The sequence below is a fragment of the Micropepsis pineolensis genome (assembly GCF_055392125.1).
In genome coordinates this window covers 1516734-1530989 of record NZ_AP042408.1, presented here as the reverse complement: position 1 = coordinate 1530989, position 14256 = coordinate 1516734, and the positions used below count along the sequence as shown (strand labels likewise).

The 14256-nt window shown below is 58.1% G+C and carries 12 protein-coding genes; 3 read left to right on the top strand and 9 right to left on the bottom strand.

Features of this window, described 5'->3' with window-relative positions:
• Positions 1-16 precede the first annotated feature (16 nt).
• From ACZ5RI_RS06860 to ACZ5RI_RS06830, 7 genes are all read right to left on the bottom strand, one after another.
• Positions 17-1168, bottom strand: coding sequence for an acyltransferase family protein (locus tag ACZ5RI_RS06860; RefSeq protein ID WP_464515364.1), 1152 nt, complete (start codon positions 1166-1168; stop codon positions 17-19).
• An 88-nt stretch (positions 1169-1256) separates the two neighbouring features.
• Positions 1257-2513: a D-amino acid dehydrogenase gene (locus ACZ5RI_RS06855; RefSeq protein WP_464515363.1), complete on the bottom strand. Its 1257-nt coding sequence runs from the start codon at positions 2511-2513 to the stop codon at positions 1257-1259.
• A 238-nt stretch (positions 2514-2751) separates the two neighbouring features.
• Positions 2752-3024, bottom strand: a complete 273-nt coding sequence (locus tag ACZ5RI_RS06850) for an HU family DNA-binding protein (RefSeq protein ID WP_464515362.1) — start codon at positions 3022-3024, stop codon at positions 2752-2754.
• A gap of 173 nt (positions 3025-3197) precedes the next feature.
• Positions 3198-5633, bottom strand: a complete 2436-nt coding sequence (lon, locus tag ACZ5RI_RS06845) for an endopeptidase La (protein ID WP_464515361.1) — start codon at positions 5631-5633, stop codon at positions 3198-3200.
• Positions 5634-6060: 427 nt separating this feature from the next.
• On the bottom strand, positions 6061-6978 hold the full coding sequence (locus ACZ5RI_RS06840) for a class I SAM-dependent methyltransferase (RefSeq protein ID WP_464515360.1): 918 nt from the start codon (positions 6976-6978) through the stop codon (positions 6061-6063).
• Positions 6979-7208: 230 nt separating this feature from the next.
• Entirely contained in the window at positions 7209-8474 is a 1266-nt protein-coding gene (gene clpX / locus ACZ5RI_RS06835; RefSeq protein WP_464515359.1) for an ATP-dependent Clp protease ATP-binding subunit ClpX, read from the bottom strand.
• Positions 8475-8903: 429 nt separating this feature from the next.
• A complete protein-coding gene (locus tag ACZ5RI_RS06830) occupies positions 8904-9533 on the bottom strand; it encodes an ATP-dependent Clp protease proteolytic subunit (RefSeq protein WP_464515358.1) in 630 nt (209 codons plus the stop codon).
• Positions 9534-9794: 261 nt separating this feature from the next.
• Between ACZ5RI_RS06830 and ACZ5RI_RS06825 the strand changes: the two genes are divergently transcribed.
• Together ACZ5RI_RS06825 and ACZ5RI_RS06820 are read left to right on the top strand one after the other, a co-directional pair.
• Entirely contained in the window at positions 9795-10802 is a 1008-nt protein-coding gene (locus ACZ5RI_RS06825; RefSeq protein ID WP_464515357.1) for an aldo/keto reductase, read from the top strand.
• Between the two features lie 141 nt (positions 10803-10943).
• Positions 10944-11441 (top strand): GNAT family N-acetyltransferase, encoded by a 498-nt coding sequence (locus ACZ5RI_RS06820; RefSeq protein WP_464515356.1) that lies wholly within the window; start codon positions 10944-10946, stop codon positions 11439-11441.
• Between the two features lie 11 nt (positions 11442-11452).
• Here ACZ5RI_RS06820 and ACZ5RI_RS06815 read toward each other — a convergent pair whose 3' ends face one another.
• Positions 11453-12259, bottom strand: coding sequence for a HesA/MoeB/ThiF family protein (locus tag ACZ5RI_RS06815; protein WP_464515355.1), 807 nt, complete (start codon positions 12257-12259; stop codon positions 11453-11455).
• Positions 12260-12268: 9 nt separating this feature from the next.
• Positions 12269-13612 carry a 3-phosphoshikimate 1-carboxyvinyltransferase gene (aroA, locus tag ACZ5RI_RS06810; protein ID WP_464515354.1) on the bottom strand — a complete coding sequence of 448 codons (1344 nt, stop codon included), beginning with the start codon at positions 13610-13612 and terminating at the stop codon, positions 12269-12271.
• Positions 13613-13781: 169 nt separating this feature from the next.
• Between aroA and ACZ5RI_RS06805 the strand changes: the two genes are divergently transcribed.
• Entirely contained in the window at positions 13782-14252 is a 471-nt protein-coding gene (locus tag ACZ5RI_RS06805; protein WP_464515353.1) for a TIGR02300 family protein, read from the top strand.
• The last annotated feature ends 4 nt before the right edge of the window (positions 14253-14256 follow it).

The following is a 14256-nucleotide window of genomic DNA, read 5'->3' as shown; positions in this document are numbered from 1 at the left end:
GCAGAGAATTACGGCATCAAGGAATAGCGGCTTTCTTGGCGTTCTTCAAACGGAAGGCACTGGCAGCGGAACCGGGCGTGCGGTGCCCGAGGAACCGCCGCGTCAGAGCGGCGCGCACCGGCAGGTCATAGCCATAGTACAACACCGTGGCGAGGGCGATTTCAAACACCACCAGACCGGCAGCAACCGTATAGAGCAAAGGTTGGGTCGGATGGGTCTGCCAGTTCCAGTGACCAAACAACAGCACAAAGGGATAATGGATGATGTACAGCGGATAGGATAAACCGCCGATAAAACGGCAAATTGCGCCGGATGGTCCCGGCACCCTGGTGACCGAAGCGCCGATCATCAGGATCAGCGGAAAAGCCAGAATAACTGCCCCGGCTTCATAAACCCCGTTCCAGACACCAAATCGCGGCGCAAAAAACACCGCCAGCAGCAGAACCGACGCGGCAATAAAGGGCTGCGGCAACGTGATTTTCAGCCCCAGACGATAGACCAGCAAACCGGCCAGAAACGGATAACACAGCCGCACCGGCGCGACCCAGACATTGCTCCAGCCCCAGCCGTAGCCCAGATCACCCTTATACAACACCGCGGTCAGCATCAGCGCCACAGCCCCGCACACCAGCAGAACAACGTGCACGGATCGTTTCAGACGATAGCCATAGCTGACGAAAAACAGATTGGCGATATATTCCCAGAACAGCGTCCAGGACGGCGGATTAACCGAATGGGTCTCGCCGAACAGATTGGGCAGTGGTGGCGAGGGTAACAAAAACAGCGATAAAATAACGGTCAATGCCATCATTACTGGTGACAATGCCACGCCCACACGCTGGGCATCACCGACATTCGGATCGCACAAATAGACCACAGCCCCGACGATGGCCGCCACCACCACCACCGGATGCAGCCGGATCAGTCGCCGTTTGATAAAACCACTGACGCTGAGCCGCGCCCCTGATGCGGCGGCCCCCAGCCGCCCGTCATAGGCATAGCCCAGCACATAGCCCGACAATGCAAAGAAGAAATCGACCGCCAGAAAGGTGTGGGGCAGCGGATTATGATCGAGATCCGGCACCATCAGTTCAAATATATGGAAAATCACCACTGAGATGGCCGCGACTCCGCGCAGACCATCCAGCGCTTGACAATGCGCCTTCATCCGTATTCCCCCACACCCAGGGTTTATCGCCCCCAAGGCATAAATCATACAAAAGCAGGATTACGGATTTTTTGTGGCGTATTCGATTTTAATGAAACCGGCGGTAGTCGAGTCCATCGGTCGCGATGTCGGTCTGCCGCCCACTGACGATATCAGCAATCAGCCGCCCCGAGCCGCAGGACATGGTCCAGCCCAGCGTACCATGGCCAGTATCAAGATAGAGATTGGGCAGCGGTGAACGGCCCAGCACCGGCACCGAATCCGGCGTGGTCGGACGAAGCCCGGCCCATAATTCCGCCGTATCGAAGTCCCCGGCGCCGGGGAACAGCGATTTGGCATGCTTTACGATGGCCTCGGCCCGAACCTCGCACAGGGTGTCGTCCCAGCCAGCCAGCTCGGCCGTGCCGGCGCAGCGCAAGCGGTCGCCCAGCCGCGAGAACACCATTTTGTGTTCGTCATCGGTAATGCTGACCAAAGGGGCTGCAGACGGCGCGCTGACCTCCAGCGTGGCCGAATAGCCTTTGGCCGGATAGATCGGCAGCGAGAAGCCAAGCTGCCGGGTAAATTTCGGACTCCAGCTGCCCAGCGCCATGACATAGGCATCGGCCGTCAGCACGCCATGATCGGTGTGCACGGCCGTGATGCGGCCATCTTCGACCGCAAAATCCTGCACCGCGGTGTCATACTGAAAGCGGACACCCTTTTGCGCCGCCAGCGCGGCGAGGTTCTGGGTGAATTTATGGGCGTCGCCCGATTCATCACCGGGGGTAAAGATCGCCCCGGCCAGTTCGGACGAGACGTCTGCCAGCGCCGGTTCGATCGCCACCGCTTCGGCCACGCTTTTGACCTGACGGTCAAGCCCGAAGCTTGCCATCATCGCCGCGGCGTGGGTGGCATGTTCGAATTCGCGCGGGTTGCGATAGATGTGCAGAATGCCACGGGTCTGCTGATCGTAGAGAATGCCGGTCTCGGCGCGCAATTCCTGCAGGCAGGCCCGGGAATAGATCGCCACGCGCAAAGTGCGTTCGGTATTGATCCGGGCACGGTCTGCCGTGCAATTGCGCAGGAACTGCGCCAGCCACAGCCACAGCGCCGGATCATAGCGGGTCAGCCGGAAAATCAGCGGCGCATCTTCATGGCCGAGCCATTTGAGCGCCTTGAAGGGTGTGCCCGGATTAGCCCAGGGTTCGGCATGACAGGGCGAAACCTGACCACCATTGGCAAAGCTGGTTTCCATGGCGGCGGCGGGCTGGCGCTCGATCACGCTAACCTCATGCCCAGCTTTAGCCAGATACCACGCGGCGGTCGTTCCCACGACGCCAGCACCCAGAACCAGTACCTTCACTTGCAAGCCACTCCCAACGCTAAAACATCCGCGCAAGATCAACACGCCGAAGCGTGCTGCGCGCATTCTTCCTTAGCGCGAAGTGCGGTCGAGTTTAAGAGGCTATAGCTTCGCACCCCCGCGGCATTGCCGACCATGTGGCCATGCTTTTTTTGCGCGTTGCTCTGACGCACACAAACAAAAACGGGGCGACGCAGTCTGCGTCACCCCGTTTTGTTCGTCATCAGACACGGATCGCTTAGTTAAGCGAATCCTTGAGCTGCTTGCCGGGACGGAAGCGCGGCGCCTTCGACGGCTTAATGGTGATTTCTTCGCCGGTCTGGGGGTTACGGCCCTTGCCGCCAGCGCGGGTGGTAACGGCGAAAATGCCGAAACCGGTCAGACGCACTTCGTCGCCCTCTTTCAGGGCGCCTGCAATCAGGTCGAACACGCCATCGACAGCCTTGGCGGCATCAGTCTTGGCGAGCCCTGTGTGCTCCGACAATTTCTGGATCAGATCGTTCTTATTCACTTGGGAAAGGCTCCTTTTTAGAATCGCCTGGGCGGCGGGGCGCAATCTAGGTCGACAATTCGCCCGCCGTCAAAGCCAGAACCGGGCAAAACCGGCTTTTTTTTGTAGATTTCAGCGGGAAATGCACCATTTTCTGTACTTTTCCCGCTGGTTAACAAAAGAATAACGCAAAATTAATGGGTTACGACGGTATCACCATCGTCTGAAGCTGCGATCGGCATGACGATTTCCGGCTCGGTCCACTCAATTGGTTCGGGCTGGCGGGCCAGTGCCACCTTGATCACTTCATCCACCGTCTTGACCGGAATGATCGTAAGCCCCTCTTTGACGTTATCAGGGATTTCGGCCAGATCTTTTTCATTCTCGTCCGGAATGCACACCGTGGTGATCCCGGCACGCAGCGCCGCGAGCAGCTTTTCCTTTAAGCCACCAATCGGCAGGACACGGCCGCGCAGGGTCACCTCGCCGGTCATCGCCACATCGCGGCGCACCGGAATACCCGTCAGTACCGAGATGATCGATGTTGCCATTGCCACACCGGCCGAAGGGCCGTCCTTAGGCGTTGCGCCCTCGGGAACATGGACGTGGATATCACGCTGCTCGAACAATGGCGGCTTGATACCGAAATGCGTCGCCTTGGAACGCACATAGGAGCGCGCCGCGTCGATCGATTCCTTCATCACGTCGCCAAGCTTGCCGGTGGTCTGCATGCGGCCCTTGCCCGGCATCATCACCGCTTCGATCTGCAGGGTTTCGCCGCCGACCTCGGTCCAGGCCAGCCCCGTGACAACACCGGTCTGATCCTCGCCTTCGACCTCGCCATAGCGGAAGCGACGCACACCGGCATAATCGTTGAGGTTTTCCGCCGTCACCGTGATCGACTTGACCTTGCCCAACACCAGATCCTTGACCGCCTTGCGGGCCAGATTGGCCAGTTCGCGTTCCAGACTACGCACACCGGCTTCGCGGGTGTAATAGCGGATCAGATCGCGCAGGGCTTCATCGGTGATCGACCATTCGCCATCCTTAAGCCCGTTGGCATTAATCTGCTTACGGATCAAATGACGCTTGGCGATTTCGACCTTCTCGTCCTCGGTGTAACCGGACAGGCGAATGATCTCCATACGGTCCATCAGCGGCTGCGGCATATGCAGCGTGTTGGCCGTGGTGATGAACATCACATCCGACAGGTCGAAATCGACTTCAAGATAATGATCGTTGAAGGTTGCGTTCTGCTCGGGATCAAGCACTTCCAACAGCGCGCTTGACGGATCACCGCGATAATCGGCACCCAGCTTGTCGATTTCGTCGAGCAGGAACAACGGATTAACCGCCTTGGCCTTCTTCATCGACTGGATCACCTTGCCCGGCATCGAACCGATATAGGTGCGCCGGTGACCGCGGATCTCGGCTTCATCACGCACGCCACCAAGGCTCATGCGCACGAATTCGCGGCCTGTGGCCCGTGCAATCGACTTGCCTAAGCTCGTCTTACCAACGCCCGGCGGACCAACGAGGCACAGAATCGGCCCCCGCATCTTGCCGGCACGCGACTGCACCGCCAGATATTCGAGGATACGTTCCTTGACCTTGTCGAGACCGAAATGCTCCTCGTTGAGGATGTCCTCGGCGAGCTTGAGATCCTTTTTAATCTTGGTCTTTTTGCCCCAGGGCAGCGACAGAATCCAATCGAGGTAGTTGCGCACCACCGTGGCTTCGGCGCTCATCGGCGACATCTGACGCAGCTTGCGCATTTCGGCTTGCGCCTTTTCACGCGCTTCCTTCGACAGCTTGGTCTTACGGATCTGCTCCTCAAGCTCGTTCAGCTCGTCGCGGCCGTCGTCACCTTCGCCCAACTCCTTCTGAATCGCCTTGAGCTGTTCGTTGAGGTAATATTCGCGCTGGGTCTTTTCCATCTGGCGCTTGACCCGGCTTTTGATCTTGCGCTCGACCTGCAACACACCGATCTCGGATTCGATCAGCGCCAGCACACCTTCAAGGCGCGCCGAAGTATCAAGCGTTTCCAGCAGCGCCTGACGATCGGAAATTTTCACCGACAGATGCGCCGCTGCCGTATCGGCCAGCTTGGCCGGATCGTCGATCTGCATCACCGAGGCCAGAGTCTCGGGCGGAACTTTTTTGTTGAGCTTGATATACTGCTCGAAATTGGTTTTGACCGTGCGCACCAACGCTTCGGTTTCGCGCTGCTCGCCGACATTTTCCGGCAGCGTTTCAATCTGCGCCTGGAAAAAGTCCGTGCGCGGATCAAACCCGGTCACCCGGGCGCGCGATTTGCCTTCGACCAACACCCGAACGGTCTGGTCGGGCAGCTTCAGGAGCTGCAGCACATTGGCCACGGTGCCGACCTGAAACAGCCCATCCGAGCTGGGATCATCATCGGCGGCATTCTTCTGCGTCAGCAGCAGAATCTGCTTGTTGTCCCCCATCACCTCTTCGAGTGCGCGCACCGACTTTTCACGCCCGACGAACAGGGGCACGATCATGTGGGGGAACACGACGATATCGCGCAACGGCAGCACCGGTGTCATCTGACCACCGGACTGGTCCTCGATTGCCTCGTCTGATTTCACGGGGTCTTGGTCGGACATATTCTTCTCCTCGCCTGGCGCAACTGGCTCAGGTGGCTTGATAAACCGCACCCTACACAAGGCATACGGCTACCGATTTTGGCCGCACTGCCCCAACGCAACAAACGCGTGAGCAACGAACCGAACGGGCTTTTTGCCAGATTACCGCCTTATTGTCTTGCGGAATAAGACGACACTGTCAGAATTATAAATGGAATGGCTAAAGCATGGTTTCAAGGTTGTCTCTTATAACACCATGCAATTCTATTCAGTCCAAAAACCATACAGCTACAGTAAATCGCGGTAAATAAGGCATAAAAAAACGTGCGCCGTTTCGCGGCGCACGCTTTCTTAAACTTTTATCGACCTTAAGATGCGCTCTGCTGTACTTGACCCTTATCCGAGTAGGTAAATAGCGGCCGGGCGCGGCCTTCGACCACGTAACGGCTCACAATTTCCGAGCTAACACACGGATAGCGACAAACCGACACCAACCACAACTGACGTCATCCTGACTTTCGGCAATCAGCTCCAGAGACGGCAAAGATGAAATCAGTTTCGATACGGCACCGGCATAGAACTTATTAAGATGCTCGTGAATACATACTGGCGTATCGATAGCTTTTGCATCGAAATCCTGCCGCATTGCATCCGTCATCTCCTGAGGCGTTTCGATATATAACACCCCACCAGGCTCCAGATACGACACCAATGCTTCGACAAAACTGCGGGGATCGCCAACATGTTCCAGCACATGCATGCAGGAAACAAAACGATAACTGGCTGGCGCCGGTTCTGCGACATGTCTAACCTTGTGCGGCGGAATGGACGGATGCAACGGCACAGAGGAAGGTTCAAAAATATCGATTAATTCATAGCGAGCAAGGCAGCTAGGCGTAAGGAAGCGCCCGTCACTGCCGCCGTAATCCAGCATCTTACCGGAACCCAAAACATCTTCGTATTTATTAAAAAACGCATCTGCTGCTGCGTTGCGCCCAGCCAATTCTCGCGGATCGCTGCCGACTAGTGCCGCAAGATCTGCATAGCTCGACTCTACCGAAATGCGATCTGCGTTATATTTCTCCTGTCGGTACCCATCATAAAGACCGCACAGTTCTTCAAATGAAAAATCATGCGCCGGCGTAGCACTATGACAATCGTGGCAATAAAGCATGTTGGTACGAAACGGCGTGGCGGGGGAAACTGAAAACAGGTTAGGCAAATGGTGTTGTACGCGCCGCAAGACCCGCCAAACCAGAGGATAGTGTCGGCCAGGCAAAAAATCGCGGCGGATGCATTGAAGAAATGGATCTTTGTCGATATCTGCACGCAACTGGAAAAAAGCTGCGTACTCACCCGCAAGCAATAACGACGTCTTCGTACTCGCACAAACGCGGCACGGCCATACCGAAGATAACATCCACTCCCCCCCCCCAACAACACTTTACAGACGACACTAAAACGTTAACTGCACAAAAATCAATGAAAAGTTGTGTCAGCAGTAAGCGTTATTGGCAGATAAACGATACCCCTCTACGTAAAAAAGCTCGCTAACCTGAATGGCTAGCGAGCTTTTTTTGCAATGCCGTCAAAAATCTAAGATGCGCTCTGCTGTACTTGCCCCTTATCCGAGTAGGTAAACAGCGGCCGGGCGCGGCCTTCGACCACGTCGGCGGTAATCACCACCTCCTGCACCGAGGTCAGCGACGGCAGCTCGTACATGGTGTCCAACAGGATACTTTCCATGATCGAGCGCAGCCCACGGGCGCCGGTCTTACGTACCAGCGCCTTCTTGGCGATGGCCTTGAGCGCCTCGTCCTGGAAGCGCAGCTTGACGCCTTCCATTTCGAGCATCTTGGTGTACTGCTTGGCCAAAGCGTTCTTCGGCTTAGACAGAATCTCGATCAGCGCTTCTTCGGTCAGATCGCCCAGGGTGGCGATCACCGGCAGACGGCCGATGAATTCCGGGATCAAACCAAATTTCAGCAGATCTTCCGGCTCGACCTCACGCAGGATTTCGCCGGTGGCCCGTTCGTCCGGTGCCATGACGTTGGCGCCAAAGCCCATCGACGTGCCGTGGGTACGCTGGGAAATGATCTTGTCGAGGCCGGCAAAGGCACCACCGCAGATGAACAGGATGTTCGAGGTATCAACCTGCAAAAATTCCTGCTGCGGATGCTTGCGCCCGCCCTGTGGCGGCACCGAAGCCACGGTGCCTTCCATGATCTTGAGCAGGGCCTGCTGCACCCCTTCGCCCGAGACATCGCGGGTGATCGAGGGATTGTCAGACTTGCGCGAAATCTTGTCGATTTCGTCGATATAGACGATGCCACGCTGCGCCCGCTCGACATTGTAGTCGGCGTTCTGCAGCAATTTCAGAATGATGTTTTCGACGTCTTCACCGACATAGCCCGCTTCGGTCAGCGTGGTGGCGTCGGCCATGGTGAAGGGCACGTCGAGAATACGGGCCAGCGTCTGGGCCAGCAACGTCTTGCCGCAGCCGGTGGGGCCGAGCAGCAGGATATTGGACTTGGCCAGCTCGACTTCCGAGTTCTTGCCCGAAGCATTGATGCGCTTGTAGTGGTTGTGTACCGCCACAGAAAGCACCTTCTTGGCATGCTGCTGGCCGATGACATAGTCATCAAGCACTTTGCAGATCTCGGCCGGAGAAGGCACGCCTTCACGCGTTTTAAGAAACGATGTCTTGTTTTCTTCGCGGATGATTTCCATGCACAGTTCGACGCATTCATCGCAGATGAATACGGTCGGACCGGCAATCAGCTTACGAACTTCGTGCTGACTCTTGCCGCAAAAGGAACAATACAGCGTGTTCTTAGATTCGCCGCCGCCAGATTTACTCATAAGCTCTCCCGGACCTTTTATAGTCCGCCCTTGATGATCTGCATTGCATCGACATTCGCTGCAACGCTTGCGCCAGTTTCACCATCGACAAGTTAATTTTGCCCTCCACCGGACAGAAAAATCCTTGCGATTGCGCAACGCTCCCGACAAATCGACAGCGATACGCCCATACGAGCACGGTAACACCTGCCGGATCAAGCCATGATTTCCTGCCATATCGTGCTGCAGCAGGCAGGCAATGTCGCATACGCGCAGGTAAGCATTTGTTTTCGCACACAAAGCCGAAAACGAAGCCCGTCACACAACCGCCGCAACACAGCGGCAGAAAACGCACGACAAACGTGTCAAAAATACGGCAACCGCCTATATTTTAAGCGTTTTTCACGTTGAGCGGATTCGTTAAGCGACCGTCAATGTTACGGACAGAAGCTAGACGCTTGCAGTGGCATCCGGGCGCTTGGACAACACTTCGTCGATCAGCCCAAAGGTCTTTGCCTCTTCCGCAGTCATATAGGTATCGCGATCGAGCGCCTTTTCAATAGTCTCGACCGGTTGACCGGTGTGCTTGGCGTAAATTTCATTCAACCGCCGCTTCAGCTTGATAATTTCTTGCGCGTGACGGGCAATATCAACGGCCTGACCGTAATAAGAGGCCGAAGGCTGGTGCACCATAATCCGCGAATTGGGCAGGCTGAAACGCTGGCCCTTGGCACCGGCGCACAGCAAAAGCGACGCCGCCGAAGATGCCTGACCGACGCACAGGGTCTGAACCTGCGGGCGGATATATTGCATCGTGTCGTAAATCGCGAGTCCCGCAGAAACCACACCACCGGGCGAGTTGATATACATCGAGATCTCTTTCTTGGGGTTTTCGGCCTCAAGAAAAAGCAACTGCGCGGTAATCAGGCTGGCGCCGTAATCTTCCACCGGACCGGTGACGAAGATGATCCGCTCCTTCAAAAGGCGCGAATAGATGTCATAGGCGCGTTCGCCGCGGCTGGTCTGTTCAACCACCATCGGCACCAGCGTGTTCATATATACGTCGTGCGGGTCTTTCATCGACACATCCTGTTTTGCCCTTGCAAAGTGGCGCGGCCCTCCGCCGCTGTCAACGGCGGAAGAGAGCGAAACGCCGCCTGACCGGGGGGGAAAGAAACCGAAATCGGCGACAAATTGTGCATATACCGAAATGCTACAATACCGACAGCACCCCCAAACCTCGCGCCGGGGTCCGCGGCCAACCGCCGCCCGCAAGCCCCCGATGGTTCAAAAGGGGCCCCGCCGGGGCTTAAACTGACAACCGACATAAGGAGCCTGCCCATGACCACCCTGCCCTGTCGCCCACTTGGCCGCACCGATATCCAGATTACCCGCATTGGCTTCGGTGCCTGGGCGGTTGGTGGGTCAGACTGGGCCTATGGCTGGGGTGGGCAGGAAGATGCGCAGTCGGTTGCCGCCATCCGCCGCGCGGTCGAGGCAGGAATCAACTGGATCGACACCGCAGCGGTTTACGGTCTAGGCCATTCCGAAGAAATCGTCGGCAAAGCGCTGGCGGACATACCGGCCAGCGACCGCCCCTTCGTTTTCACCAAAGCCGGCATGGTCGGCGACCGGCAAAACCGCCGCGCCGAACCGGCAAAGATTGGCAATGCCGCCTCGCTGCGCCGGGAAGTCGAAGCCTCGCTGAAGCGGTTGGGCGTCGAGCGTATCGACCTCTATCAGATGCACTGGCCCGCCGAGGATGTAGGGCTGGAAGAGTATTGGTCCACCCTGCTGGATTTGAAGCGGGAAGGGAAAATCCGCGCCGCCGGGCTTTCCAACCACTCGGTCGAACAACTGGAAAAGGCTGAAAGCCTTGGCCCGGTTGACTGTGTGCAGCCGCCCTTTTCAGCGCTTCGCCGCAGCTTTGCCGGGGCCGAACTGCCCTGGTGCCTTGCCCATCAGACCGGGGTGATTGTCTACAGCCCGATGCAGTCCGGTCTACTCAGCGGGCGATTCTCGGTCGAACGTCTGGCCAGCCTGCCCGAGGGGGACTGGCGCAAGCACAACAGCTTCTTCAGTGGCGACAAACTGACCAAGGGGCTGCAACTGGCGGAAAGCTTCAAACCAATTGCCCTGCGGCACGATACATCGGTTGCAGCGGTAGCCATCGCCTGGACGCTGGCCTTCGACGGTGTCACCGGGGCCATTGTCGGTGCCCGCACGCCGGAGCAGATCGACGGATTTCTGCCCGCCGCCACGCTGGAGCTGACCAAAGTGGATTTAGAAGAAATCGCCACCACCATCGAACGCTTACAGATTGGCCGCGGCCCGGCAAAACCCCAGTAATCCCGACACGTATTCGCCATCACTGCGGCAATTCATGGCCGCAGCGCAGGCGCGGTCTGAATCTGGCATGCGCTTTGGGGCTCTGGCGCGGTTCAGCCCAATGTGAAACAGTGCCCCGCGGTAAACGCTTCACACACAAGAATGACTGACCAGATACAAACACAAAGACTCACGCTTCGCCCCCTGGAAATTGCAGATGCCCCCGGCCTGCACGCCTTATTCCGTGATCCCGAGGTCATGCGCTATGGCTCACGCCCTCCGCATACGGACATGGCCCAAACCATGGACGCACTCAACCGCTCACTGGCCGATAACGCGGCCGGACGCGGCGACACCCTCGCCGTTCTTCATAAGGGCAGCCTGATCGGTTACGCAGGCCTTTGGCGCCAGGATGAAATTGGCTTTATGTTTGTCCGCTCGATCTGGGGGGCCAGTCTCGCCCACGAGGCGCTCATGGCGGTGGTCGCCCGGGCCCGGGCCAGCGGTCACCAGCACATCACCGCAGATGTAGACCCGGAAAACATCCGTTCCCTGAAAATCCTGAAACGGTTGGGCTTCACCATCACCGGAGAAGCAAAAAACACCTGTTGCGTTGCCGGGAAACTGGCAGACAGCGTCTATCTGGAACTCATTCTTTAAAACCGATCCCCTTACGATAACGGGCAATCGGGCTGGACCGGATCGGCCAGTTCCGTAATCGTCGGGTGGTCGCCGCAAATCGGGCACTGCGGATTTTTCTGCAGCGGCACGGTGCGAAAGCGCATCTTCATCGCGTCAAAGCTCAGCAGCCCGTCGGTCAAAAGATCGCCGGTGCCGGTGACATATTTCAGCGCCTCGGCGGCCTGAATTGTGCCCAGCATTCCGGCGATAGCGCCCAGCACACCGGTGTTGGCGCAGGTGAAGACCGAATCTGCCGGTGGCGGGCCATCAAACAGGCAGCGGTAACAGGGCGACCGGCCCGGCACCACGGTCATGGTCTGGCCCTGATAGCGCAGGATGCCGCCATGCGAGAAAGCTTTGCCCGCCAGCACACAGGCATCATTGATGAGGAATTTCGAGACGAAACTGTCGGTGCCGTCGATGACAAAGTCATACTCGGCCAGTACCGGCATAATGTTGCTGGCGTTGAGAAACGCAGGATAAAGCTTCACCCGCACATCCGGATTGAGCGCGGCAATCTTGTCGGCTGCCGATTCCACCTTGGGCCGGCCCAGATCCGGCGTGGTATGAATGATCTGGCGCTGCAGATTGGACAGCTCGACCGTGTCGGCATCGGCCAGCCCCAGCGTGCCCACCCCGGCCGCGGCCAGATACAGCGCGGCGGGCGAGCCCAGACCGCCCAGCCCGATCACCAGAATACGCGCGGCCCACAGCTTTTCCTGACCTTCGCGCCCGAAATTCTCCAGCAGGATATGGCGACTGTAACGTTCGATCCGCGCGTCGGTAAATTCGTACATCGGCGGCACTTAGCGGGCTTCAGCGAAAACCGCACCCAGCCGGGTCATCAGCGGCACAAAGTCGGGGAAGCTGGTGGCGATCATCGAGACATCTTCCACCGCCATCGGCACATCGGATGCCAGCCCCATCACCAGAAACGACATGGCAATGCGGTGGTCCATATGGGTTTCGACCAGACCGCCGCCAACCACCTTGCCGGTGCCGGTGACGATCAGATCATCGCCATCCACGGTCACGGCAACACCGGCCGATTTCAGGCCCGCGACAATGGCCGCCAGCCGGTCACTTTCTTTAACGCGCAATTCTTCAAGGCCGCACATCCGCGTCACACCTTGCGCAAAAGCCGCCGCCACCGACAAAACCGGATATTCGTCGATCATCGAGGGGGCACGCTCTGCCGGAACCGTCACCCCTTTCAGGCTAGAGGCCCGCACATGCAGATCACCGATGCGCTCACCGCCACTGACGCGGTCGTTTTCGATGGTGATATCGGCGCCCATGTCGATCAGCGTATCAATCAGCCCGGCCCGGCGGGGGTTGAGCAGCACGCCGGGAATCACAATGTCGGAGCCCGGCACGATCAGCGCGGCCACCAGCGGGAACGCCGCCGAAGACGGATCGCGCGGCACTTCCACGGCACAGGCTTTCAGTTCCGCCTCGCCGGTCAGCCAGATTTCCTCGCCGCCATCGACGAGTGGGTTGACGGTGATTTCGGCACCAAAACCAGCCAGCATGCGTTCGGTATGATCGCGCGTCAGCACTTTCTGCACGATGCGCGAGCGGCCCGGCGCATTGAGCGCGGCCAGCAAAAGCGCCGATTTCACCTGGGCCGAGGCCACGGTTACCGTGACATCGACCGGAACCGGATCGGTGGCACCGCGCAAAATCAGCGGCATCAAACCACCCTCGCGCGCCTCATATTCCGCGCCGAAGGCCTTTAACGGATCGAGCACCCGGCCCATCGGCCGCGACCGCAGCGAGGCATCGCCGGTAAATACCGCTGTAATCGGCGTGGTGGCCATGGCCCCCATCATCAGGCGCGAACCGGTGCCGGCATTGCCAAAATCGAGCACATCGGCAGGTGCGGCCCAACCGCCCACACCGGTGCCGCTGACCCGCCAGGCCCCGGGACCGTCACGATCCACTTTAGCACCAAAGGCCGCCACCGCCTTGGCGGTGTTCAGCACGTCCCCCGCCTCCAAAAGGCCGGTAATTCGGGTTTCACCAACCGCCAGACCGCCCAGAATCAGCGCCCGGTGGGATACCGACTTATCACCCGGCACCAAGGCCACACCGGTTAAAGCGGGCGATGCACAAGCGGTTAACGGCGTAGTTTCGGGCGAAGTGGTCATGATCGTCTGAAATCCTTGTAGGGCGTCTTTTAGGTGTTCACACCTAGCGCAAGTAGAGCCCGCACACAATTTTTCTATCGCGCTAAGCGTCTTTAGGCTTTACAAGTTTCGGCGGGCGTGGCAAACGACGCCCCCTCACAGAATTTGGTTTCAGCACGGGACTAGGAAATTGGACAAGGCAGCTCTAGGTACGAAACGCGTTTGCCCCAGCTGTGGCGCACGTTTTTACGACCTCGCCAAACGGCCGATCGAATGCCCGAAATGCTCGTTCACCTTCGAGCCGGAAGCGATCTTTAAGCAGCGCCGCCGTCAGGCGGAAGTTGAAGACAAGACGCCTCAGGATACCGAGGAGTCGGAACAGGATACGGAAGTCGAAGTCGAGGAAGGCATCGTCGAATCGATTGAGGATGAGCCCGAGCTCACCACCGGTGAAGAAGACGACGAAGTTGTCCACGACGAACCCGCCCATGCCGGTCCCGGCATGTCGGTTGTTGATGCCGATGACGTTTCCATCGAAGACATCGACGACGACGCGGTCGAAGAAGACGATAGCGACGACGCCCTTCTGGAGCCTGACGAAGGCGACGAAGATGATGTCAGCGGCATAATTGATGCTGACATCGAGAAGGACGAGCGCTAAAAGA

Coding starts and splice junctions, on each gene's coding strand:
- lon (WP_464515361.1), bottom strand. CDS start 5,633: ATGTCCGACCAAGACCCCGTGAAATCAGACGAGGCAATCGAGGACCAG.
- ACZ5RI_RS06825 (WP_464515357.1), top strand. CDS start 9,795: ATGACCACCCTGCCCTGTCGCCCACTTGGCCGCACCGATATCCAGATT.
- ACZ5RI_RS06830 (WP_464515358.1), bottom strand. CDS start 9,533: ATGAAAGACCCGCACGACGTATATATGAACACGCTGGTGCCGATGGTG.
- ACZ5RI_RS06815 (WP_464515355.1), bottom strand. CDS start 12,259: ATGTACGAATTTACCGACGCGCGGATCGAACGTTACAGTCGCCATATC.
- ACZ5RI_RS06820 (WP_464515356.1), top strand. CDS start 10,944: ATGACTGACCAGATACAAACACAAAGACTCACGCTTCGCCCCCTGGAA.
- clpX (WP_464515359.1), bottom strand. CDS start 8,474: ATGAGTAAATCTGGCGGCGGCGAATCTAAGAACACGCTGTATTGTTCC.
- ACZ5RI_RS06860 (WP_464515364.1), bottom strand. CDS start 1,168: ATGAAGGCGCATTGTCAAGCGCTGGATGGTCTGCGCGGAGTCGCGGCC.
- aroA (WP_464515354.1), bottom strand. CDS start 13,612: ATGACCACTTCGCCCGAAACTACGCCGTTAACCGCTTGTGCATCGCCC.